Origin of the sequence: Streptosporangium sp. NPDC051022 (assembly GCF_040683035.1) — a bacterium.
Classification (GTDB): Bacteria; Actinomycetota; Actinomycetes; order Streptosporangiales; family Streptosporangiaceae; genus Streptosporangium.
In genome coordinates, this window is the sequence record NZ_JBFBCF010000002.1 from 164,487 (window position 1) to 185,609 (window position 21,123).

Consider the following 21,123-nt stretch of genomic DNA (forward strand, 5'->3'; position numbering starts at 1 on the left):
TCCGGCCCGGAAGGCGGAGCCGTACCCGGCCGTGGCGGGGCGGGTCAGGGCGTCCAGCGGTTGCCGGAGACGGTGATCATGGCCTGGAGCTGGACGCTCGCGGCGAAGTAGTCGTCCGAGCCGAAGGTCGTGGACGCCATGGTCTTCCACAGGGCGTCCAGCCAGGTCTGGGCGGACGGTTCGGCCAGCGCGGCGACCGCGAACGGGGCGATGAAGGCGGGCTCGCCCTCCTCGCCGATCGGGGTGCCGTCCAGCTCGTAGCCCGCCGTGATCCGGCCCGGGTCGCCGCCGGTCGTGCTCCTGATCCAGGCGGTGAGCTTGCGCGCGGCGGCTATCGACCTGGGGTCGCCGCCGGTCACCGCGTCGTCGCCGATCCGCCACGGGTCGCGGAGCGCGTTCCAGAAGTAGGCGCCGTCGTGCTTGTCCTCCAGCACCTTGCCCTTGGCGGGCTTGCCGTCCCTGACGAAGTCGGGGAGCAGGCCGGTGTCGTGCCGCTTCTGGAGCGCGGCGATCAGATCCTGGTGCGCGGTCCTGATCGTCGCCCAGTCCGCGTCGCCGGTGGCCTTCTCGAACGCCCGGAACCGGTCGATCATCCAGTCGGACGAGCGGCTGAGGCGGTGCAGCGGGTCGTCGGGGGTCGCCCAGTCGCCGAGGGTCAGCAGGTGGGTGTCCGGATCGACCTCCGACGCCTTGATGGCCGCGATGTGCCTGACGGCGAGCCGCCGGTAGTCGTGCCTGCCGGAGCCGCCCCACTGGCGGTCGGCGAGCAGCAGGCCGTAGGCGACGTCGAGGTCGCCGTCGGTCGCGGAGTCGCCGCCGTTGACGCTCTTGCAGGAGGTGTTCTGTTCGGCGGCGAGCAGGTCCGGGTTGCCGGTCGAGGGATGGGCGAGGACATAGTCGACGAGGCCGTCGAAGATCTTCCTGGCGTCGGGGTCGGCCCCGGCCATGGTCGCGGTGATGACCATGCCGTACCCCTGGGCCTCGGCCACGTGGGGATGGTCGGCGTCGGGGGAGATCACCTGGAAGGATCCGCACCTGTTCCTGACGAAGGCGGCCTTCCAGCGCTCGTAGGCCTCGACCACCGTCCGGTCGAGCGCGGCCGGCTCTCCACTGGGCCGCAGCGTCCCGGCCGCGTAGGGGATCGTGTGGCCGCCGAAGGGCACGCTCACCCTCTCCTGGCTCTTTTCCCCCTTTACGGTTTCCGGGGACCTCGCGGGTTTTCCGGTTTCCGGGGTTTCCGTCTCCGCGCCCGGCGTGGGGCGCGCCCCCTCCGCGGCGGACGGCCCGGTTCCCGGCGCGGCCGAGCATCCGGCCGCGGTCAGGGCTGTGAGCAGGACCGACACGGCGAGTGAGGCGAGGGTGCGGGCATGCACGATGAGATTCTCTCCGAGAGGACGGGGAAACAGCGACTCCTGGGAAAGGAGACGGCAGAGAGTATGGGGTATCCGCAAGATGCAACAAATCCCTCTTCGATGATTGAATCCCGATATGTCGTTTGATGTGCTGATCAGGAATGGTTGGGTGCTGGACGGCACGGGGGCCCCGGCCTTCCTGGCGGACGTCGGCATCACCGGAGACGAGATCACCGCGGTCGGCAGGCTGACCGGCGCGGAGGCCGAGACGGTGATCGACGCCTCGGGCCGGCACGTCATGCCGGGCATGATCGACTGTCACGCCCACGGCGACGCACTCGTTCTCACCCCCGAGGTACAGCTCGCCGCGCTGCGCCAGGGCGTGACCACGTTCGTCCTCGGCCAGGACGGGCTCTCCTACGCCCCGACCTCGACCGCCGAGGCCTTCGCCTACGCCACCCGCTACTTCGCCGCCGTGAACGGGACCCACCCCTCGGCGGACGGGCCGCTCGGCGTGCGGGAACTGCTGGCCGGCTACGACAGGGCGACCGCGCTGAACACCGCCTACCTGCTGCCGCACGGCACGATCCGTTACGACGTGATGGGCCCGGCCGAGCGCGCCGCGTCCGCCGGGGAACTGGCCGCCATGCTCGCCCGCGTCGAGCGCGGCCTGTCCGAGGGGGCGGTCGGGCTGTCCACCGGCCTGGAGTACGCCCCCGGGCGCTACGCCGACGCCGCCGAGCTCGCCGCGCTCTGCGCGCCGCTGGGGAGCCTGCCGTACGTCACGCACATGCGCGGGTACGGCGCGAAGGCCGGGACCGGTATGGCCGAGGTCACCGACATCGCCAGGCGCTCCGGCGCGGCCGTGCACGTCTCGCACTACCACGGCCCGGCCGCCACCCTGCTGCCACTGGTCGACGAGGCCCGTCGCGACGGGCTGGACGTCACCTTCGACACCTACCCCTACCTGCGGGGCAGCACGATCCTGGCGATGGTCGCGCTGCCGTCGTGGATCCCCGCCGCCGACACCGGCAGGGCGCTGGAGCTGCTGGAGTCGGAGCCGATCGAGTGGGACGAGACGATCTGGCCGAGGATCACCTTCTCCCACGTGCCCGGCGCCGAGTGGGCCGAGGGACTGACGCTCCCCGAGGCCGCCGCCGGGGCGGGGGCCGAGCCCGGTGAGTTCTGCCGCAGGATCCTGATCGACACCCGGCTTGAGGCGGGCTGCGTGATGGCCCGCCCCGACGAGGGGCCGGAGGGCGAGGAGTCGGTCCGCGCGATCCTGCGTCATCCGGGCCACACCGGAGGCTCGGACGGCATCTACGTCGGCGGGCACCCGCACCCCCGGGGCTACGGGGCGTTCGCCCGCATGCTCGGGCACCACGTCCGCGAGACCGGCGACTGGACCCTGGAACAGGCCGTCGTCCACATCGCCTCGCACCCGGCCCGCCGCTTCGGCCTGGCGGGCCGGGGCCTGATCCGCCGGGGCCAGGTGGCCGACGTCGTCGTCTTCGACGCCGCGGCGGTCTCCGACCAGGCCACCTACGCCGACCCGCGCGTCCCGGCGACCGGCGTCGGCGACGTGATCGTCTCCGGCGTCGCGGTGCTCACCGGGGAGAAACTCACCGGGGCCACCCCGGGCAGGGCGCTGCGTCCCTGAGGGACGTTTCCAAGGGGCCCTCGACGGCCCGGCCCCCGGAGTCCCGGAAACGGCCCCGGAAGTCCCGAGGACGGTCCGGAGGTTCCGGGGACGGTCCGGGGAGTTCCCCGGGCGGCGCCGGGGATTCCCGGGGGCGGCGCTGAGGATAAGGTCCACAGGGCGAGACAGGGCTCACAGGGTGAGTCGGCGAAGGGGGCATCACATGAAGGGGATCGTGGATCCCGGCGGGGCCGTGGGGTCCTCACTGTTCGGCGGGGCGTTCACCTTCCCCGTGATGGTGGCGCACCGCGACGCGCTGAGGCACAACATCACGACGCTCGCGACCTTCGCCGCCGAGCACGGGCTGCTCCTCGTCCCGCACGCCAAGACGACCATGTCGCCCGAACTGGTCCGGGCCCAGCTCGACGCGGGCGCGTGGGGGCTGACGGCGGCGACCCCCAGCCAGGCCCTCACCCTGCGCGAGTTCGGTGTGCCGCGCGTCCTGCTCGCCAACCAGGTCTTCGACCCGGCGGGCCTCGACGCCATCGCCGCGCAGCTGGCCGGAGACCCGTCGTTCGAGTTCCTCTGCTTCGTCGACTCGGTCGCCGGGGTCGAGGCGCTGTCCAGGCACGCGGGGGCCAGGCCGTTCCGGGTGCTGGCCGAGCTGGGGCACGAGGGCGGGCGGGCGGGCAGCCGTACGCTCGCGGACCTCCTGGAGGTCGTCGCGGCGGCCCAGCGGGCTCCGGGGGTCGAGGTCGCGGGCGTGGCGGGCTACGAGGGCGCGCTGAAGACGGCCGAGGAGGTGCGGGGCTACCTGCGGCGGCTGGTCGAGGCGCTCGAGCACCTGCGGGTGCGCGACCCGATCCTGTCGGTCGGCGGCAGCCAGTGGTTCGACGTGATCGGCAGGGAGCTCGCCGCCTGCCAGGCCAGGGTCATGCTGCGCAGCGGCGCCTACGTCTCCCACGACGACGGCTACTACCGCGAGCGCACGCCGTACACCCGGATCAAGGGGGAGCTGCGGGCCGCGCTGGAGATCTGGGCGCACGTGCTGAGCATTCCCGAGCCGGGCCTGGCCGTCGTCGGCTTCGGCAAGCGGGACGCCCCCTTCGACGAGGGGCTGCCGATCCCCCGCGGGATCGTCGCCGACGCGACGGTGCTCAAGGTCCAGGACCAGCACGCGGTACTGCGGCTCGCGCCCGGCTCGCCGGTCAGGCCGGGCGACCTGGTGTCGTTCGGCATCTCCCACCCGTGCACCGCCTTCGACAAGTGGCGGGTCATGCCGGTCGTCGACGACGACTACGTGGTCGTCGACCTGATGACCACCTGTTTCTAGTTTCCGGTTTCCCCGTTTCCCGATCGCGGGAAGTTTCCAACAAGGAGCTGTGACATGAGCGGCAAGCAGGAGCTGAGGACCGACGAGGGCGCCGCGCCGGTCGGGGCGTACTCGCAGGGCCTCGTGGTCGGCGACTTCGTCTACACCTCGGGCATGGGCCCGCTGGACCCCAAGACCGGTGAGGTCGTGGGCACGGACGTCGCCGAGCAGACCCACCAGACGATGCGCAACCTCGGCGCGGTCCTCGCGGCCCACGGCCTCGGTTTCGACGACGTGGTCAAGTCGACCGTCCACCTGCAGCACCTCAAGCGTGACTTCGCCGCCTACAACGAGGCGTACAAGTCCTACTTCACCCGGCCGTACCCGGTCCGCACGACCGTCGGGTCCGACTTGATGGACATCCTGGTCGAGATCGACTTCGTGGCCTACAAGGCGCGTTAGAGTCTGACCGACTGTGTGGGAGGGACGGCGGTTTGGACAGCTCGCTATACGTCTACGTCGAGGACGTGCGGGGTGAGGGCCTGGAGACGGTCCTCGACCGGATCACCGGATACGGTGTGGCGGGTCTGACCGTCGCCGCCGCCTACCATCGCGCCCGCGACGTCACCCCGCATGGCCGCCCCCGGGTGACGATCCGCAACGATGGGGCGCACTTCACGCCGCCCGAGGACCTGTTCGGCGAGCTGCGCCTGGTCCCGCCGGTGCAGGCGGGGGCCGAGGAGGAGCCGCTGGCCGCGCTGCGCCGCGCCACCGCCGAGCGCGGCCTCAAGATGCACGGCTGGACCGTCTTCCTGCAGAACACCACGCTCGGCCTGGCCAACCTCGACGTCACCGTGCGCAACTGCTTCGGCGACCGGGGCACACCCGCCGACCTGTGCCCCTCCCACCCTGACGTCCGCCTCTACGCGGTCGCGCTGGGCCGGGCCGTGGCCAGGCAGGGGGTGGACAGCGTGGTCGCCGAGGCGCTGCACTTCGGCACCTTCGGCCACGGCTACCACCACGAGCGCAGCTTCGTGCCGCTCGGGCCGATGGACGTGTTCCTGCTCGGCCTGTGCTTCTGCGACTTCTGCATGCGCCGCGCCACCGACCTCGGGGTCAACGCCGAGGTCGCCCGCGAGGAGTGCGCCAGGATCGTGGGAGGCGTGCTCGACGGCGACCCGCCGGCGCAGGGCGAGGTGACCCGGGCGGCGCTGACCGCCTACGCCGGGCCCGAGGTGGTCGCCTACGCGCGGGCCCGCTCCGAGGTGGTCACCTCGCTGGTCTCGGAGGTCTCGACCGCCGTCACCGCCGAGGGGTCCAACCTCGTCTTCCTCGACGCGACCGGCGCGGTCAAGGGCTACACCGACGGCCTGCCCTCCTCGGGCCTGTCCGCGCACGACTCCTGGCAGCTGGGCGTGGACCTGGTCGCGCTCGGCGACCTGGTGCCCTCGCTCGGCGTGCTCGCCTACGCCCGCGACGCCGTCCGCATCGCCGACGACGTGGGCGCCTACCGCCGCTCGACGGGCAAGGACAAGGAGCTGCGGGTCGTGCTCCGTCCCGGCCTGCCCGACACCGAGTCGGTCGAGCGGCTCGCCGCCAAGGTCGGGGCCGTCCGGGCGGCGGGGGCCGACGCGGTCGACTTCTACGCCTACGGGCTCATGCCGTACCCGATCCTCGACCGTATCCCGGGCGCGCTCTCCGGCTGACCGGGACGGTCGGCCCGGGCCGCCCCGGGACTGCGGTCCTCGCGGGCCTTCGGGCTCCTCACCCGGACTTACGGGGGCCTCGGGTCGGAGCGGGGTGGGGGCCTGACGCGGGCTTCGGGGGGCTCACGCGGTCTTCCGGGGCACGGGGAGCAGCAGGGCGGGGACGAGGGAGACGGCGATGATCGCCAGAGCCCATCGGAAGCTTCCCGCGAAGGCCTCGGCCCCCGTGCCGCCCGAGCGCGTCAGCCACTGCAGGATGACGGCGATCACGGCGGTGCCGAGGGCGGTTCCCACCCTGACCACGATCTGCGAGGCGGTCGCCGCCCCGGGAACGGACGACCGGGGCAGGGTGCGGTAGGCGGCCGCCATGATCGACGGGGTGACGAGACCGTGCCCCAGACCGATGACGAACAGCGCGGCGGCCAGCGGCACCGTACCCGCCGACAGGTCGACCAGGGCGCAGGCGAGGACTCCGGCGAGAACGGTCACGATTCCCGCGACCCCGGGCAGGCGCGCGCCGAGCCGGTCGGTGAGCCGCCCGGCCAGCGGCATGGTGACGATCGCGCCCGCTCCCATCGGGGCGACCAGCAGTCCCGCGTCGAGCACGCTCGTCCCCGGCAGGCTCTGGGAGTACAGCGGCACCAGCAGCAGCACGCCGAAGACGCCGACCGAGTAGCAGAACAGGGCCGCGGCGGAGGTGGCCAGGCCCCTGTCGCGGAACAGGCGCACATCGATCAGGGCGCGTCCGGCCCGGCGCAGTGAGTGCGCGACGAAGGCGGCGACGAGCACGGCGCCCAGCGCCAGCGCCGCGGTCGCCCGCCCGCCGCCCGCCGTCTCACCGATCTGGGAGAGCCCGTAGACCAGCGCGGCCAGGCCCGGGGACAGCAGAGCCATCCCCAGGACGTCCAGGCAGCCGTCGGCGCGGGCCTCCTCGTCGCGGGGCAGCAGCCGTACGGCCAGCAGCAGTGCCACCGCGCAGACCGGGACGTTGACGTAGAACATCCACCGCCAGTCCAGGTGGTCCACGAGCACTCCGCCGAGCAGCGGGCCGAGCACGGGGGCGAGCATCGCCGGGACCGAGATGACGGCCATCACCCGCCCCATCCGCTCGGGACCGGCGGCACGGGCGAGCAGGGTCTGCGCGATCGGCATGAGCAGGCCGCCGCCGACGCCCTGCAGCACCCGGAAGGCGATCAGGGCCCCCGCCGACCAGGCGGCGCCGCACAGGACCGACCCGGCGCCGAACAGCGCGAGCGACACGATCCAGGTCGTCCTCCCGCCGAAGCGTCCGATCGCCCAGCCGGTGATCGGGATCGTCATGGACAGGGCCAGCGTGTAGCCGGTGACCACCCACTGGACGGTGCTCAGGGAAACGTGCAGGTCACGGCCGAGGACGTTGATCGCGACGTTGACGATGGTCGCGTCGAGCATGGTCATGATCGTCCCCATCACCACGGTGAGGGAGATCTTGCGAAGGTCGGGGTCGAATCGAGTTCCCGTCGGATCCTGCGTCGTGGTCATCTTCGATCACCACTTCCGTACGGTGTATCGGTTTTCCGTACATCGTATCGGCCAGCCGCTACGCCGTACACTTGTGCGGTGGGATCCGAGCAGGCGCAGGGCCCGGTCTGGGCCAGGGACGTGGCGAAACGCCGTACGAAGCTGACACGTGAGGCGATCGTGGCGGCCGCGATCGAGATCGCCGACGCCGAGGGGGTCGACGCCGTCTCGATCCGCAGGGTCGCCGCCGAGCTCGGCGCCCGCGCGATGAGCCTCTACACCCACATCGAGCGCAAGGAGGACCTGCTCGACCTCATGGCGGACGAGGCCAACGCGGAGATCCTGATCGAAGGGGAGCTGCCCGGCGACTGGCGCGAGGCGATCTCCGCCATCACGCGGCGTACGCGGGAGGTGATCCGGCGCCACCCCTGGCTGGTCGACCTCGTCTCCCGGCGCTCGCAGGTCGGCCCGAACGGGTTGCGGCACGGGGAGCAGTCGCTGGCCGCGCTGGCGCCCCTGCGGATCGCGCCGGAGTGGAAGTGGCGGATCATCGCGGCGGTCGACGACTACGCGCTGGGGTTCGTGATCAGAGAGGTGATGCAGCGGGAGGGGACGCGCAGATACGCCTGGACGAAGGAGGAGCGCGACGCCCTCATGCAGCCCTATTTGCGTGAGCTTGTCGACAGCGGTGAGTTCCCCAATCTCGCGCCGCTTCTCGCGGGCGACGCCCTCGGTGCCCCCGATGCCCCCGACGTCTCTGGGGATTCCGGTGTTTCCGGCGCGGGCGAGGAGGCGGACCGCGGGGCCGACGACGACTTCGAGCGCGGGCTGCGCTGGATGCTGGACGGTATCGCCGGGGACCTGCCCACCTGGTGACCGGTGGCGTGGCCGTACGGGTTCCCGGAGCCGCCGCGTGTCCGGGCCCTCATCCGGGCCCTCATCCGGGCCCTCATCCGGGCCCTCATCCGGGCCCTCGTCCGGGCCCTCTTGGCCTGCCGTGTCACACCACCGGGTCCGGGGAAGTCGTCAGGTCTCGCCGGGCCGTTCGAGGGCCGTCGTGTCACCGGGGTCCGTCGGATGCCCCGTCCCGTCTCATCTCTCGTCTCATCCGGGTTCGCCGCGCCGTGCTCCGTCGAGGACCGTCGCCACCGCCTTCGCGACGAAGTCGTCGTCGAGGGGGAGGCCGCGGAAGATCGTCCGCAGCCACACCGCCCCGCCCAGCAGATCCATGATCAGTAGCGGGTCGGCAGTGCCGGGCAGCTCGCCACGCCGTCTCGCGCGCTCGAAGACGACCTCCTCCCTGGCGAACCGGTCGGCGAAGAAGCGCTGGGCCGCCGCGGCCAGCTCCGGATGGTGCGCGGCGGCGCCCAGTGCGGCCACCGTGACGTCGGCCGCCGGGGAACGGGTGAGCAGTGCGGTCACCTCTCGCAGCAGCGCCTCCAGGTCCCCCCTGAGCGTGCCGGTGTCCGGCGCCTCGAAGGTGAGCAGGTCGGCCTCGACCAGCGCGGCCGCGAGCAACGCGGCCTTCGACGGCCACCAGCGGTAGATGGTCGTCTTGTTGACCTCGGATCGCTCGGCCACCCCTTCGACGGTCAGCCCCTCGTAGCCCTTGGCGGCGAGGAGTTCGAGCGTCGCCTGGAAGATCTGCTGCTTCTTGCGCGGTGCCACGTGCCCGACTATAGCAACGCAACGGTGCGTTGTGTTTAACTGTTGGCGTCTCGATTTCCGCAACGCTGCGTTGCGTTGCGTTTGATGCGACTGGAGGTCGCGATGCCGCCCATCGTCTTCGTGCACGGAATCCGGGTCAGCGCCACCATGTGGGAACCCGTCATCTCCCACCTGGACCGTCCCGCGACGGCCGTCGATCTGCCGGGTCACGGCACGCGCCGCGGAGAGCCGTTCTCGATGGAGGGCGCGACCTCGGCGGTGGCCGCCGCCGTCGACTCCCTCGGCGGCAGGGCGCTCGTGGTCGGCCTCTCGCTGGGCGGCTACGTCGGCATCGCCACCGCCGAACGCTTTCCGGACAAGGTGGCCGGTCTGGTGGCCATGGGCTGTACGGCCCGCAACGCGCCGGCGGTCCGCGCCTACCGGCTGATCGCCTCGCTCGCCGCGCGGAACCCGTCACTCGCCGATCGGATCAGCTCCCGCGCCCTGCGCCGCCTCCTGCCCGGTCAGGTGGGGGCCGCGATGGTCGCCGGAGGACTGTCGTGCGAGGTGATGCCGCAGGCCGTCGCCGCCGTCGCCGAGCACGACCAGCTCGCGGCACTGGCGGCCTATCCGGGGCGGGTCTGGCTGGTCAACGGCACCCTCGACCCGTTCAGGACCGACGAGCGCGCCTTCCTGCGCGCCTGTGGCAACGGGCGGCTCATCCTGATCCCCGGACGCGGGCACCTCGGGGTGATGGCGGCTCCGGGCTCCCTGGCCCGGCTGGTGGGTGATCTCGCCGACCAGGTCGCGGGGGCCCGTGACGGCCTGCCCGTGCCTCGTCTCCCACTCGGGCCGGCTCCCGAGGGAACCCGCGCCCGGGCCGGTTCCCTTCCCTGACCGGCTTCCCCCTACCTGCTTTCCGACCCCTTCCCTGCGCTCTGACCGCTTCCCTGTTCTCTGAGTGGTTCTCTGAGCGGCTTCCTCCGTGACCCGGCCGATTCTCCGACCCGTCAAGGTCCGGGCGGTGAGGTCCGGACGGTGAGGTCCGGACGGTGAGGTCAGACCGCCCGTCCGGAGAGCGCGGTCACGACGCCGAGTCCCAGATAGATCACCCCGCTGAAGTAGCCCAGCGCGCGCGAGTGGTTCCGCAGCCTGCTGCCGAGCGCACCGGCCCCCGCGGCGTAGATGATGTCCGAGACCAGGCCGATGACCAGGAGGGTGCCGCCGAGGACGACGATCTGCAGCGGGACCGAACCCGCCTCCGGACGCACGAACTGCGGCAGGAACGCCAGAAAGAACAAGATCACCTTGGGGTTGAGCACGTTGACGACCACGCCCTCCATGAAGATCGAGCGCAGGGGACGAGGCCGGGCCTCCTGGGCCTCGGGCTCCTGCCCGCGGGTCAGCGCCCGGATGCCCAGGAAGAACAGGTAGGCCACACCGGCCCACTTGATCACGTTGAAGAGGGTGGCGGACCGGGCGATCACGTAGGACAGCCCAGCCGCCGCCGCGGCGATATGCACCATCGTGCCGGTTTCGACGCCGAACGCGCTCGCGAGACCGGCCGCCCGGCCCTGCGCGATGCCCCGTGCGGCGATGTAGAGATGATTCGGCCCCGGAACCAGGACCAGTGCCAGGGACGTCACCGCGAAGACCAGGAACGTGGACATGGAGATCATGACTCCGACCCTAGGGCCGCTTTGGTCCCATGGCGAAGGCCATTGAATCCCTTCTTTCGTGGACCAATCGGTTATCACCGACAGGCCGTGGCATACTCGCCCGCGTGGGGTGGACGAGGGCGCAAGGTGCTCTGATCGGGCGATCGGCCGAGTTCGAACGGCTCACCGCCCTGCTCGGCTCGGCCGCCGCGGGCAGGGCCGGTGTCGCCCTCGTGGGCGGTGACGCGGGCATCGGCAAGACACGCCTCGTCGCGGAACTGACCGGACGGGCCGAACGGGACGGGTTCGCCGTGCTCGTGGGGCAGTGCGCCGAGCTCGGTGACGCGCTGCCGTACCTCCCGCTGGCCGACGCCCTGCGCGACGCGCGCGGAGAGCTGCGCGCGGAGATCGACGCCCGCCCCGTCCTCGGCAGGCTGCTGCCCGGGGGCACCGACCTCGGATCCGAGACCACCTCGGGCCTCACCCAGCAGCGGCTCTTCGGCTCGATGCTCGGCTTCCTGGCCACGCGACCCGTGCTGCTGGTGCTCGAAGACCTGCACTGGGCCGACCAGTCCACCCGTGACCTGCTGGTCTTTCTCAGCCGGATGTTGCAGACCGAGCGAGTATGCCTGGTCGGCACCTACCGCACCGACGACCTCCACCGGCGCCATCCGATGCGCCGGGTTCTCGCCGAGCTCAAACGCCTGCCGTCGGTGACATCCGTCGAGCTGGGACCGCTCGGCCGCGACGAGATGGCCGACTACCTCTCGGCCCTCGGCGGCACCGATCCCCGGATGATCGACGAGATCGTCGAGCGGGCCGAGGGCAACCCGTTCTACGCCGAAGAGCTCCTGGAGGCCGCGACCGACGGCTGCTCGATGACCCACGACCTGGCCGGTCTCCTGCTCTCCCGGACCGAGGTGCTCTCCGACGCCGCCCAGCGGGTGCTCCGCGGCGCCGCCGTCGCGGGCAGGCGGGTCGACCACGACCTGCTCCAGGACGCCTCGGGCCTGCACGACCTGGCCTTCGACGAGGCCATGCGGGAGATCGTCTCGCGCGGGCTGCTCCGCCTCGACGGCGAGTACGGCTACGCCTTCAGGCACGCCCTGCTCCAGGAGGCGGTCTACACCGACCTGCTGCCCGGAGAGCGGACCAGGCTGCACTCGGAGTTCGCCCGGCTGCTCACCGCCCGCGAGGGTTCGGCGGCCGAGCTCGCCTACCACTACCTGGCGGGTCACGATCTGGCCGAAGGGCTGTCCGCCTCGGTCGAGGCCGGGCACAGGGCCGAGCGCCTCGGCGCCCCCGCCGAGGCGCACCGCCACTTCGAGCAGGCGCTCGGGCTGTGGGACCGGGTTCCCGACGCCGACCGTCTCACCGGGACCGACCGCGTACGGCTCGCACTGCGCACCGCCGCTGCGGCGGCCGACATGGGCGACAACCACCGGGCCATCGCCCAGCTACGCGATCTTCCCCCCTCGGCGGAGGTCGGCGAAAGGCTCGCCTACTACCTTTACGACTCCGACTACGTCCAGGCGGCGATCACGGCCGCGGAGGCGGCCGTGGCGGCGGCGCCTCCGGACAGCCCCGTCCTGGCCAGGGCGCTGGCCACGCTCTCTCGCACGCTCACCTGGTCACCGCGCTTCGCCGAGGTCAGGCCGCTGGCCGACCGCGCCCTCGAGGTCGCCAGGGCGACGGGGGCGAGTGACGCGGAGAAGAGCGCGACGATCGTGCTGGCCTCCTGCGCCGAGTACGAGGGCGACATCGCCCTGGCGGAGGAGCTGTCCGGCTCCGTCGCCTTCCAGGACTCCGGCAACCTCGCCATGGACCTGCGCGCCCTGTTCCACCACGCCCGCATCCAGTACGAACGCGGTCTCATGGCGGGCGCGGCGGAGACCACCGAGCACGGCGTACGGCTGGCGCGTGAGACCGGCCTGTCCTGGAGCACCTACGGCACCGACCTGCGGTTCCTCTGGCTCCTGATCCACTACATGACGGGAGACTGGGCGCGGGCCGCCGAGACGGCCGCCGGCTTCGGCGCGCGGGTCGGCAGGATCCCCGAGGCCACCCTGTCCTCCTTCGCGCTGTTCGTGGAGGTCGCCATGGGACTGCCCGAGGTGGAGGAGCGGCTCGACTGGCTCAGGCCGTTCTGGTCCGACTCCCTCGTCGCCTACATGTCCCGGGGCATGGCCGCCGAGCACGCTCTCTGGCGGCGGGACCCCGAGCTCGCCCTGGAACACACGACCGCGGTCCTCGCCGCCGTCGACCCCGGTGACGTGGGCGTCATCCGCATCAGTGCCGTCGCGCTGTGGGCCCTGGCCGACCTGGGCCGCACCGACGGAGCCGACGAACTGCTCGCCCGCGCGCGGCGGGCGGTCCGGGCCGGAATGGGCGTCGAGGGCCAGGGGTGGATGGCGCGGGCGGAGGCCGAGTGGCACCGCGCGCACGGCCGTGCCGATGTCGAGGCCTGGCGCCGGGTCGTCGACTTTTTCGCGCCCACCTTCGTCTACGAGACCGCGCGCGCACGATGGCGGCTCGCCGAGGCGCTGCTCGCCTCGGACGACCGCTCCGCCGCGTCGGAGGAGTGGCGGCTCGCCGTCGAGGCCGCCGAGTCCCTGGGAGCCCGGCCACTGGGCGAGGCTCTCGCCGATCTGGGCCGCCGCGCCAGGTTCACCTCCGCCCGGCGGACACCGCCGCTCGCAGGCCGGGAGCTCACGGGCCGAGAGGTCACGGGGCGGGAGCTCACGGGGCGGGAGCTCACGGGGCGGGAGAAGGAGGTGCTCGCCCTGGTGGCGGAGGGCCTGCCCAACCGCGAGATCGGCGAGAGGCTGTTCATCGCCCAGAAGACGGTGAGCGTCCACGTCTCCAACATCCTCGGCAAACTCGGCGTCTCCTCCCGCACCCAGGCCGCCGCCATGGCCCGCAAGGAGGGCCTGCTCTAGCCCTCGCGAGGACCTATGCCTCAGTCCGGCAACGGGGCTTGCTTCGGTCTTTGCCGGGGCTTCTGCTCCAGTCTGGCAAGGGGGTCTGCTTTGGTCTTCGCGGAGGCTTCTGCTCCAGCTTGACTGGAGGACCTGGAGGACCTGGAGGACCTGCCCTGGCCCGCTGTCCACTTTCCCTCCACCGTTCCACCGCTTTCCCTCCACCGTTCCGCCGCGTCCGTTTGCCTCCACCGTGTTCGTGACTGCCCATGCGCCGGTACGGCGAGTGATGAGGCGGTGTGGATCGGCGCCGTTGAACGGCGCTTGGCCCGGCGAGCCTTCACCACACCGGCCATGTCTCTGAGGGCATGAGGCGGCCGCCTCCGGAGCGTGGGCCGTACTGTTTCCGGACGTCCAGCAGTCGCCCCGGGCGACCCGCGGAACCGGCACAGCACGGAGCCGGAGCCGATGCCGCGAAGCATCGAGAGGCGGAGGCCGTACGGCGGAGACCGTCAGCCGCTGTGGGCGGCCAAGGCCAGATCGCGGACGACCTGGATGAGCTCCGACGGATCGAAGGGCTTGGTGAGGTAGGCGTCGACGCCGATGTTCATTCCCCGCCGCTTGTCGTCCTCCTGCGCCCGCGCGGTGATCAGCACCACCTTGATGTGGCTGGTCTCCTCGTCGCCGCGCAGTCTCGTCGCCGTCATCCAGCCGTCGAGTCTGGGCATCATGACGTCGAGCGTGATGACGTCGGGCATCACGTCCAGCACCCGATCCAGGCAGTCCTGCCCGTCGGAGGCGGTCTCCACCTGGAACCCCTCCAGGGTCAGGTTGACCGCGATGAGCTGTCGGATGACCTCGTCGTCATCCACCACCAAAACTCTGCCCAAAAGCTCACCCACGGCCGTGAGGCTAACTCCTCGGAGCGGGGTCACGCGCGGTTTTCGATGGATCTGTACACACAGCTATCCGCGAACGACAGATTTCCTCAGGCCACACCGGGTTCCGAAGGCGTTTTTCGACAGATTCTCGTGGTTTTCCCTGAAGACGCCCAGCGATCTTCCCCGGGGCTTCGTACCGCCGTCGGGGAGGGGAAGCCCGCGTATCACCCCCGGACGGGGGAGCGGCATCCCCGTCCTCGGCGTTCCCATGGCGAAGCGGAGTTCACCTGTGATCCTCCCATGCGGCCCGTACCCAAGCCCGAAGAAGAGAATGAGCCCGAAGCGGAGAGGTGGGAGAGAGGAGGAGAGAGGAGGAAGGACGGGCGAGGCGAAGGTACGAGCCGATGGAGTGTCACCGCTTCCGGAGCCTGGACGGCTCGCCCACCGTTCCAATCCGGCGCTGAGCGTGGAACCCCGTCCCTGAACACACCCCCAGTCCCTGAACCACACCCCCTGTCCCTGAATGCGAACTCTGTCCCTGCGGTGAGTGCGGGACGTCGCCTTTGGGGCCATGGGCGGCTCGGCACCGTTTCGCCCGTGTGGTGAGCGTGGCATGCCGTCTCCGCAGGATTCTGTCCCCGGATGAGCGCGGGGCGTCGCTGTCAGGGGCTGTGGACGGCTCCGGAGTTTTCCCCAGAACCGGATTCGGCCCCTCGGCGATCACGCCGGCCCGCCGATCCTGGGGCCTCGATCGTTCATCGAGCCCAGGGAGGCCACGCGTGATCACGACCTTCGTCACCGCCACCATCCTCGCAGCGGCCCTCGCGGGCGCTCCGCAGATCCCCGTGACCCACCCCTGCCGGAAGGCCGCCGACGGCTGGGTGAGGCTGCTGTTCGACACCGACCTGCCGGACGACACCCGGAGATGGCTCGGAGGCGGCTGCCGTCCCGCGACGGCCGCCGCCTGCCACCCGGGCGGGCGAGATCCCGAAGCCACACCCGGGGTCGCGGCCGGAGCCGTCCCCGCCACCGCCCCCCTCTCCGGCGAAAGCGGTCCTCACCCCATCCCCGCCCCTTACGCTCCCGCCTTTTCCACTCCCCACCCCATCCCTGCTTCCGTCCCCACTCCCACCTCCGCCCCCACCACCCTCGGTTCCTCCATCCCCGCCGCGCCCGGTTCCTCGGACCCCGATCCCTGGGGACCCGGCCCCTCGGCGCCTCCGAAGCCTTCGAGACCCTCCGGGCCGTCGGGGCGCCCCTCGGGAGACTCCTCGCAGGTGCGCCCGCCTGCCGTCCTCCCCACCCCGGAGACAGGTGAGATCGGCGAGAGCGACGAGGTGGGCGGGGTCGTCGAGCGTGACGGGGCCGACCACGTCGACCGTGTCGACGCGCTCTCGCGGCACCTCGGCACTCTGTCTCCCGGGCGGATATCTCCGGGGCGGGCCGCCGTCTCGGCGGCGTTGCGCCAGGTCGGCACGCCGTACGTCTGGGGCGGCGGTTCGAGCACCGGGCCGACCGGTGGCGGCTTCGACTGCTCCGGGCTCGTCCTGCACGCCTGGTCGAGGGCGGGGGCCACGCTCACCCACTACACCGGCAGCCAGTTCAGGCAGGGACGACGGGTGTCCTTCGCCCGGCTCCGCCCAGGAGACCTGGTCTTCTTCGGTGGCGGCGCCGGAGACCCCACCCACGTGGGCCTCTACGTCCGTGACGGCGTCATGGTCCACGCCCCCAAGACCGGCGACGTCGTCAAAACAACGAATTTCGCCGCCTCTGTCTACTACCGTGCCCGCTACCGAGGAGCCGTCCGCCCACAGCCCAGCCCCCTCTTCGGGTAAGCCCGGCACCCTCCCCGGATAACCGTCACCGCCCCCCGAGATCGGCTCTTCGCGCTTCGAGTGTCAGTTCCCCTCCGGATGCTGGTAATCTAATCACTCGTTGGCCCCCTTAGCTCAGGGGATAGAGCACCGGCCTCCGGAGCCGGGAGCGCAAGTTCGAATCTTGCAGGGGGCACCAGCGATCTACCAGGGGAAACCCTCGACGGCCTGCGGCAACGCAGGTCGTTTCGCTTTTCGGGGTGTTCCGTCCCGTGCCGCCGTACTCGATAACTTCGCCCTCGCGGTCAGCGTGGTGGGTTGAGCGTCTCGCCCAGTGTTCTGCCGGGTTCGCTCGTCCTCGCGGCGGGCCTAGCGGGTCCGGTCGGCGTATTCCGGGACATGTCACATGATTTGCTGCGCCTTGGCGATGATCTCGTCCAGGTGGCCGCTGTGTGCGCCGTGCCAGTAGACGTGGTGACAGGCACGGCACCGGGCGAACGTCTCGTAGGTGCGGCGGGTCCCCGCCGGCAGCATCCGCTCCACCTCGTCCTTGTCCGCCGGAACGAGTGGCCCGTTGCACGCCGTACACCGGGTCCACGGAGCCAGCGGTGGCGCGAACCTGTCCAGCACGTCGGCCAGCTGTTCGTCCGGGCTGGTGCCCCGGACGTATCCCCCCAGGAGCAACGCCCGGCGCTTGAGCAGCCCCCGATCCTGCGTCAGCAACACGCGTCGCTCCGCGTTCGCCTGCGCGATCAGCGCGTCGTCGTCCAGATCGTTCCGGTACGCGGTGTCGATCCCGACCACGCGCAGCCGTCGGGCCAGCGTCCCCAGATGCACGTCCAGCACAAACCTGGGGAGCGGGATGCGCTGGGGCCGCTCGATCGCCCGCACGTGTACGGCCTCGCCCGGCCCGAGCCGGTACGACGGGGGCACCTGGCGGCCGTTCGCCGCCAGCGAGCCGACCTCCGTCAGCGGCACGCCGATCGACTCGACCACATGGCCGAGCGACGACGTTCCGTCATAGGGGACCCGCAACTCGGCGTCTCCGGCCCCGGCGCGTCTCAGCCGCGGCGAGATGAACAACCGCAACTCGGGCGCGACGACGACGGACAGTTCGCGGCCGGCCATGCTTCCAGCATCCCAGCCGCCCCCGTACGACACGGCACGGACCCGACGGTTGGCGGTCCGCCACCGGTACCCGCTACGTCCGATTGAGGAGCGGACCCCCACCCGCCGGAGGGGGCGGCCCGGCGACGGCGGCCCCGCCGAGCTCTTCGGCGCGCTCCGAGACTGAACGCGAGCCGACTTCCGGGCGCCGGGAGTCCGGCGGCGTACCGTCGTCGCGAACGGTGGTGCGGGCGGCACCGCCAGACCGGGGCGCCTGCCGGGCGAAGTCGGCTCATTCTTGTTGTACTTGCCCCGCCGGTGTGAAAACGTCCCTACGAGCCTACGAGAGGGAGGGGATGTGACAGCGGCGCGAGTACTGGTGATCGGTCTCGATCCCGCCAGGATCCAGGGCTGGGACCCGAAGCCGATCCAGGAGGCGATAGCACGCGGTCGGGCCCGTTTTGACGATCACGGTATCGAGGCCGACTGGTGCCTGGTGGCACTCGACGAGGACCCCGAGGGAGTGATCCTGGAGGCCCTGACCGGCGAAGACTACGGCTGTGTGGTGATCGGGGGCGGCATCCGCACGCACGAGCCGTTGCTCGAATTGTTCGAGAAGGTGGTCAACCTGGTCCGGCGGCACGCGCCCAACGCGGCCATCGCCTTCAACAGCAGCCCAGAGGACTGCGCCGACGCGGCTTTGCGGTGGTTGCGCTGATGCCGTGACCGGGAACGTCCACCGGGGCGGGCGCTGTGACCGCCCGGGTGGAGGCCGCTATCCGGCGGCGGAAGTCATCCGGCGGCCGGGTTCAGGGGAAGGGGAGTCTCTTCCGACGCGTTCGCCAGGTCGCCGATCGGCATCAGGTCATCGGCGGGAGGAGGCGTGATGTCGGTCTTGGCGCCCCAGCCGGTCAGACGGACGTCGACGACGTACGAGAAGGTGGCGTCGTGGCTTCTGGAGAACGGTTCGGTCCACGAGCCCCGGGCCCTGCGCACCAGCTGGTCCTCACCGAGCCAGAGCCGCCAGGAGATCCCGGCCTTCGCCTCCTTCGCGGTGGGCTTCTCCTCGAGGTCGAAGGAGAACCCGGGAGAGGCCCGGTAGAGCTCGCCGAGAGTGATCGCGCCCTGGTAGAGCGTGGTGCGGGTGCCGTCGTAGACGCCCGCGGGGCGTTTGGTCTCGGTGGTGGCCAGCACCGCCTTCAGCATGACCGGATCGGCGATCTTGGTCCAGTGGGCGTCCAGCAGGGGCCGGATCTCCTCGTCCTCGGACACGAGCCAGTGTTTGCCGTTGGGCAGCCCCCTGTCCCTGGCGTACTCGCGGCCTTCGAAGGTGATTTTCCGGACGGTGGGCATCCCCTTGAAGAAGTCGGATCGATACGTCATGTCGATGGCGGCGATCTTTCCCTTGCCGAACTCGGCGACGCCGTCGGCCCAGAAGTGCTTCCTCTCCCCAAGGATCTCCTGCGTGCCGGTGAGGACCTTCGACATCCTCACGCCCCTGTTCTCGACGAGCAGGCGCTTGAGCGCGTCGACCGGGCCGGCCGGAGTGGCCTGGGCGTTCGCGGTGGTGTCGAGTCCGGCGATCACGGCCGGGACGGTCAGCACGACGGCCATCGCGGCGATCCATCGCCTCATCTGAAGGTGTCCTCCCGTTCGTGCCCCCACGACGAAGGGCTGTGGCGCGATCTTCGCAGCCCAACGTCTCGCCGGTGTCTCGTCCCAGTCACGGCGCTCACCGGGTGGCTCGCGGCGGGCAACCCCGCCTCCGACGCCGCCGGGTCGTGGAGTGCGTGCCATGCCGGTGCCCAGGGACGGCGTTGACGTCCGTTGACGTCGCGGTCCGGAGGAAACCGACGTCATGGTCCGAAGGAAACGTCACCGGTTGGGGTTGAGGGAGAGCTCGGTCTCCTCGTCGGCCATCCAGCGTGCGAACTCGTCCGCGGTGCTCCACACCGGCTGACCCCCGAAGTCGCAGATCACGGTGGTCAGGCCGGCGAGGGCCCTGTCCGGATGCCCGCCGGCCGTCGTCTCCTGGATACGGCCGAATCTGGACAGGACCGTCTCGGCGGCCGTAGGCGTCGCACTCGGTTCAGAGTCTCGGTTCCGTGATGCCGCCCTCCGGTAGGGGCTCACGGTGCCGGGGGTGTCCTCGGGGTGCCGGGAGTCCTGGTGCTCAGGTGGGCGGCGAGTGTTTCGAGCATGACGACGAGTTCGCGGACGCGCCGGGGGTCGTCGGTGCCCAGTGCCGCGCCCAGGGCGTCGTCGATGGACGTCGAACGGACCTCGGTCACCCGGGGGGACGCCTCGGGGGCCTCCCGGATGAGGAGGCGGCGGCGGTCCCTGGGATCGGTCGCCGTCACGATGGAGCCGGCCTCGCGGAGCCGGGCGACGGCGGCCGACACGGCGCTCTGCGGCAGGCCGGTCCGGGCGGCGGTCTCGCCGACGGACGTGTCCGGGTGCTCGCGGATGTCGCTGGCGACGATCAGGACCGTCCTGACACTCGTGGAGTGCCGGCCGATGCCCTCCGTGGGCATGGCGTCCTCGCCGATCTTCATCAGGGTACGGCCCAGCAGGAACAGTTCGACTCCGTTCATACCGGCGAACTTACATCAAAAAAGATACATCAAGATTGATGTATCAAACTTGATGGGTTATCGTCGTCCCGTCCGAAGCGACCACACCGGAAAGGTCTTTGATGAACGACACGAAGACGGGCACGCTGCGGGGTTCGGGCGTCGACCTCCACTTCGAGGTGCGCGGCACCGGTCCCCTCCTCCTCATCTCCCAGAGCGGCGAGGGCGACGCGGGGCGCAGCGTGGATCTGGTCGATCACCTCGTCGAGGACCACACCGTGGTCACCTACGACAGGCGCGGGCTGTCGCGCAGCAGGCTCGCCGATCCCGAGCGAGGGGTGACCATGGCGGAGCACGCCGACGACGTCCACCGGCTGCTGGCCTCCCTGACCGACGAACCGGCGCTCATGCTCGGCTGCAGCCTCGGCGCCGTCATCGGGCTCCACCTGGCGGTCCGGCACCCCGGCCAGGTGAGCACGCTCATCGCGCACGAGCCCGTCGCGCCGCGACTGCTGCCCGACGCCGAACGGATCCGCCACGAGCGGGAGCTGCGGCGGGTGCGGGAGATCCACCGCCGTGACGGCCTGGCCCCGGCCGTCACGGAGATCGCCAGGGTCCTGGGAATCGATCCCGAGAACCAGGAGACCGAGCCGGGCCTCACCCGGCACCCGTTCACTCCGGAGCGGATCGCCGACTTCGGCTTCTTCATCGAGCACGACTTCGGCGCCGTCGTCGAAGACACGCTGAACCCCGCCGAGGTGAGGGACACGCCGACCCGCGTCATCCCCGCGGCGGGCCGTACCACGCCGAGGACGGTCTTCGACCACCGCTGCGCGCGGGAACTGGCCGACCTCGTCGGGGTCGCCCTCGAGGAGTTCCCCGGCGGCCACAACGGCAACCTGACCCACCCGAGGGCCTACGCGGCACGGGTGAGGGAACTCCTCACCCCCGACACACATCGGCGGACGAACCAGCAGTCGTCCACGCGGACCTGACATGGCCGACCCCGCCAAGCA

The 21,123-nt window shown here is 71.2% G+C and carries 19 protein-coding genes and 1 tRNA gene; 11 read left to right on the forward strand and 9 right to left on the reverse strand.

The window, feature by feature from the left end:
* Positions 1 to 44: 44 nt before the first annotated feature.
* Positions 45 to 1,169: a glycosyl hydrolase family 8 gene (locus AB0N02_RS04885; protein WP_363942834.1), complete on the reverse strand. Its 1,125-nt coding sequence runs from the start codon at positions 1,167 to 1,169 to the stop codon at positions 45 to 47.
* Between the two features lie 319 nt (positions 1,170 to 1,488).
* On the opposite strand from AB0N02_RS04885, the gene AB0N02_RS04890 reads away from it, so the two are divergent.
* From AB0N02_RS04890 to AB0N02_RS04905, 4 genes are all read left to right on the forward strand, one after another.
* The gene (locus AB0N02_RS04890) at positions 1,489 to 3,012 is read left to right on the forward strand and encodes an amidohydrolase family protein (RefSeq protein ID WP_363942835.1); all 1,524 of its coding nucleotides are present in this window, start codon (positions 1,489 to 1,491) and stop codon (positions 3,010 to 3,012) included.
* Positions 3,013 to 3,214: 202 nt separating this feature from the next.
* The gene (locus AB0N02_RS04895) at positions 3,215 to 4,324 is read left to right on the forward strand and encodes an alanine racemase (protein WP_363942837.1); all 1,110 of its coding nucleotides are present in this window, start codon (positions 3,215 to 3,217) and stop codon (positions 4,322 to 4,324) included.
* Between the two features lie 54 nt (positions 4,325 to 4,378).
* Positions 4,379 to 4,765 carry a Rid family detoxifying hydrolase gene (locus AB0N02_RS04900; protein WP_363942839.1) on the forward strand — a complete coding sequence of 129 codons (387 nt, stop codon included), beginning with the start codon at positions 4,379 to 4,381 and terminating at the stop codon, positions 4,763 to 4,765.
* 32 nt (positions 4,766 to 4,797) lie between these two features.
* Positions 4,798 to 6,009 carry a hypothetical protein gene (locus tag AB0N02_RS04905; RefSeq protein WP_363942841.1) on the forward strand — a complete coding sequence of 404 codons (1,212 nt, stop codon included), beginning with the start codon at positions 4,798 to 4,800 and terminating at the stop codon, positions 6,007 to 6,009.
* 123 nt (positions 6,010 to 6,132) lie between these two features.
* Here AB0N02_RS04905 and AB0N02_RS04910 read toward each other — a convergent pair whose 3' ends face one another.
* A complete protein-coding gene (locus AB0N02_RS04910; protein WP_363942843.1) occupies positions 6,133 to 7,530 on the reverse strand; it encodes an MDR family MFS transporter in 1,398 nt (465 codons plus the stop codon).
* A gap of 78 nt (positions 7,531 to 7,608) precedes the next feature.
* On the opposite strand from AB0N02_RS04910, the gene AB0N02_RS04915 reads away from it, so the two are divergent.
* Positions 7,609 to 8,385 (forward strand): TetR/AcrR family transcriptional regulator C-terminal domain-containing protein, encoded by a 777-nt coding sequence (locus tag AB0N02_RS04915; RefSeq protein WP_363942845.1) that lies wholly within the window; start codon positions 7,609 to 7,611, stop codon positions 8,383 to 8,385.
* Between the two features lie 228 nt (positions 8,386 to 8,613).
* Here AB0N02_RS04915 and AB0N02_RS04920 read toward each other — a convergent pair whose 3' ends face one another.
* On the reverse strand, positions 8,614 to 9,177 hold the full coding sequence (locus tag AB0N02_RS04920; RefSeq protein ID WP_363942847.1) for a TetR/AcrR family transcriptional regulator: 564 nt from the start codon (positions 9,175 to 9,177) through the stop codon (positions 8,614 to 8,616).
* A gap of 84 nt (positions 9,178 to 9,261) precedes the next feature.
* Between AB0N02_RS04920 and AB0N02_RS04925 the strand changes: the two genes are divergently transcribed.
* Positions 9,262 to 10,053, forward strand: coding sequence for an alpha/beta hydrolase (locus tag AB0N02_RS04925; protein WP_363942849.1), 792 nt, complete (start codon positions 9,262 to 9,264; stop codon positions 10,051 to 10,053).
* A gap of 161 nt (positions 10,054 to 10,214) precedes the next feature.
* Here the strand turns inward: AB0N02_RS04925 and AB0N02_RS04930 are convergent, their stop codons facing one another.
* Entirely contained in the window at positions 10,215 to 10,835 is a 621-nt protein-coding gene (locus tag AB0N02_RS04930) for a LysE family translocator (RefSeq protein ID WP_363942851.1), read from the reverse strand.
* A gap of 104 nt (positions 10,836 to 10,939) precedes the next feature.
* Between AB0N02_RS04930 and AB0N02_RS04935 the strand changes: the two genes are divergently transcribed.
* Entirely contained in the window at positions 10,940 to 13,753 is a 2,814-nt protein-coding gene (locus tag AB0N02_RS04935; RefSeq protein ID WP_363942853.1) for an AAA family ATPase, read from the forward strand.
* 491 nt (positions 13,754 to 14,244) lie between these two features.
* Here AB0N02_RS04935 and AB0N02_RS04940 read toward each other — a convergent pair whose 3' ends face one another.
* Complete coding sequence (locus AB0N02_RS04940) at positions 14,245 to 14,622, reverse strand: response regulator (RefSeq protein ID WP_363943427.1); 378 nt, start codon at positions 14,620 to 14,622, stop codon at positions 14,245 to 14,247.
* Between the two features lie 770 nt (positions 14,623 to 15,392).
* Between AB0N02_RS04940 and AB0N02_RS04945 the strand changes: the two genes are divergently transcribed.
* Together AB0N02_RS04945 and AB0N02_RS04950 are read left to right on the forward strand one after the other, a co-directional pair.
* Positions 15,393 to 16,448, forward strand: coding sequence for an NlpC/P60 family protein (locus tag AB0N02_RS04945; protein ID WP_363942855.1), 1,056 nt, complete (start codon positions 15,393 to 15,395; stop codon positions 16,446 to 16,448).
* A gap of 103 nt (positions 16,449 to 16,551) precedes the next feature.
* Positions 16,552 to 16,626, forward strand: a tRNA-Arg gene (locus AB0N02_RS04950).
* A gap of 203 nt (positions 16,627 to 16,829) precedes the next feature.
* On the opposite strand, the gene AB0N02_RS04955 is transcribed toward AB0N02_RS04950, so the two are convergent.
* A complete protein-coding gene (locus tag AB0N02_RS04955) occupies positions 16,830 to 17,555 on the reverse strand; it encodes a Mut7-C RNAse domain-containing protein (protein WP_363942856.1) in 726 nt (241 codons plus the stop codon).
* A gap of 337 nt (positions 17,556 to 17,892) precedes the next feature.
* On the opposite strand from AB0N02_RS04955, the gene AB0N02_RS04960 reads away from it, so the two are divergent.
* Positions 17,893 to 18,252 (forward strand): hypothetical protein, encoded by a 360-nt coding sequence (locus AB0N02_RS04960; protein WP_363942858.1) that lies wholly within the window; start codon positions 17,893 to 17,895, stop codon positions 18,250 to 18,252.
* A 74-nt stretch (positions 18,253 to 18,326) separates the two neighbouring features.
* Here AB0N02_RS04960 and AB0N02_RS04965 read toward each other — a convergent pair whose 3' ends face one another.
* From AB0N02_RS04965 to AB0N02_RS04975, 3 genes are all read right to left on the reverse strand, one after another.
* Positions 18,327 to 19,169: a hypothetical protein gene (locus tag AB0N02_RS04965; protein WP_363942860.1), complete on the reverse strand. Its 843-nt coding sequence runs from the start codon at positions 19,167 to 19,169 to the stop codon at positions 18,327 to 18,329.
* Between the two features lie 240 nt (positions 19,170 to 19,409).
* A complete protein-coding gene (locus AB0N02_RS04970; protein WP_363942862.1) occupies positions 19,410 to 19,667 on the reverse strand; it encodes a hypothetical protein in 258 nt (85 codons plus the stop codon).
* Positions 19,664 to 20,128, reverse strand: coding sequence for a MarR family transcriptional regulator (locus AB0N02_RS04975; RefSeq protein WP_363942863.1), 465 nt, complete (start codon positions 20,126 to 20,128; stop codon positions 19,664 to 19,666). The genes AB0N02_RS04970 and AB0N02_RS04975 overlap by 4 nt, the downstream gene beginning before the upstream one ends.
* Positions 20,129 to 20,229: 101 nt before the next feature.
* Here AB0N02_RS04975 and AB0N02_RS04980 point away from each other — a divergent pair, with 101 nt between their 5' ends.
* Positions 20,230 to 21,102: an alpha/beta hydrolase gene (locus AB0N02_RS04980; RefSeq protein WP_363942864.1), complete on the forward strand. Its 873-nt coding sequence runs from the start codon at positions 20,230 to 20,232 to the stop codon at positions 21,100 to 21,102.
* Positions 21,103 to 21,123 lie beyond the last annotated feature (21 nt).

Coding starts and splice junctions, on each gene's coding strand:
- AB0N02_RS04890 (WP_363942835.1), top strand. CDS start 1,489: ATGTCGTTTGATGTGCTGATCAGGAATGGTTGGGTGCTGGACGGCACG.
- AB0N02_RS04895 (WP_363942837.1), top strand. CDS start 3,215: ATGAAGGGGATCGTGGATCCCGGCGGGGCCGTGGGGTCCTCACTGTTC.
- AB0N02_RS04900 (WP_363942839.1), top strand. CDS start 4,379: ATGAGCGGCAAGCAGGAGCTGAGGACCGACGAGGGCGCCGCGCCGGTC.
- AB0N02_RS04910 (WP_363942843.1), bottom strand. CDS start 7,530: ATGACCACGACGCAGGATCCGACGGGAACTCGATTCGACCCCGACCTT.
- AB0N02_RS04925 (WP_363942849.1), top strand. CDS start 9,262: ATGCGACTGGAGGTCGCGATGCCGCCCATCGTCTTCGTGCACGGAATC.
- AB0N02_RS04930 (WP_363942851.1), bottom strand. CDS start 10,835: ATGATCTCCATGTCCACGTTCCTGGTCTTCGCGGTGACGTCCCTGGCA.
- AB0N02_RS04955 (WP_363942856.1), bottom strand. CDS start 17,555: ATGGCCGGCCGCGAACTGTCCGTCGTCGTCGCGCCCGAGTTGCGGTTG.
- AB0N02_RS04965 (WP_363942860.1), bottom strand. CDS start 19,169: ATGAGGCGATGGATCGCCGCGATGGCCGTCGTGCTGACCGTCCCGGCC.
- AB0N02_RS04975 (WP_363942863.1), bottom strand. CDS start 20,128: ATGAACGGAGTCGAACTGTTCCTGCTGGGCCGTACCCTGATGAAGATC.
- AB0N02_RS04980 (WP_363942864.1), top strand. CDS start 20,230: ATGAACGACACGAAGACGGGCACGCTGCGGGGTTCGGGCGTCGACCTC.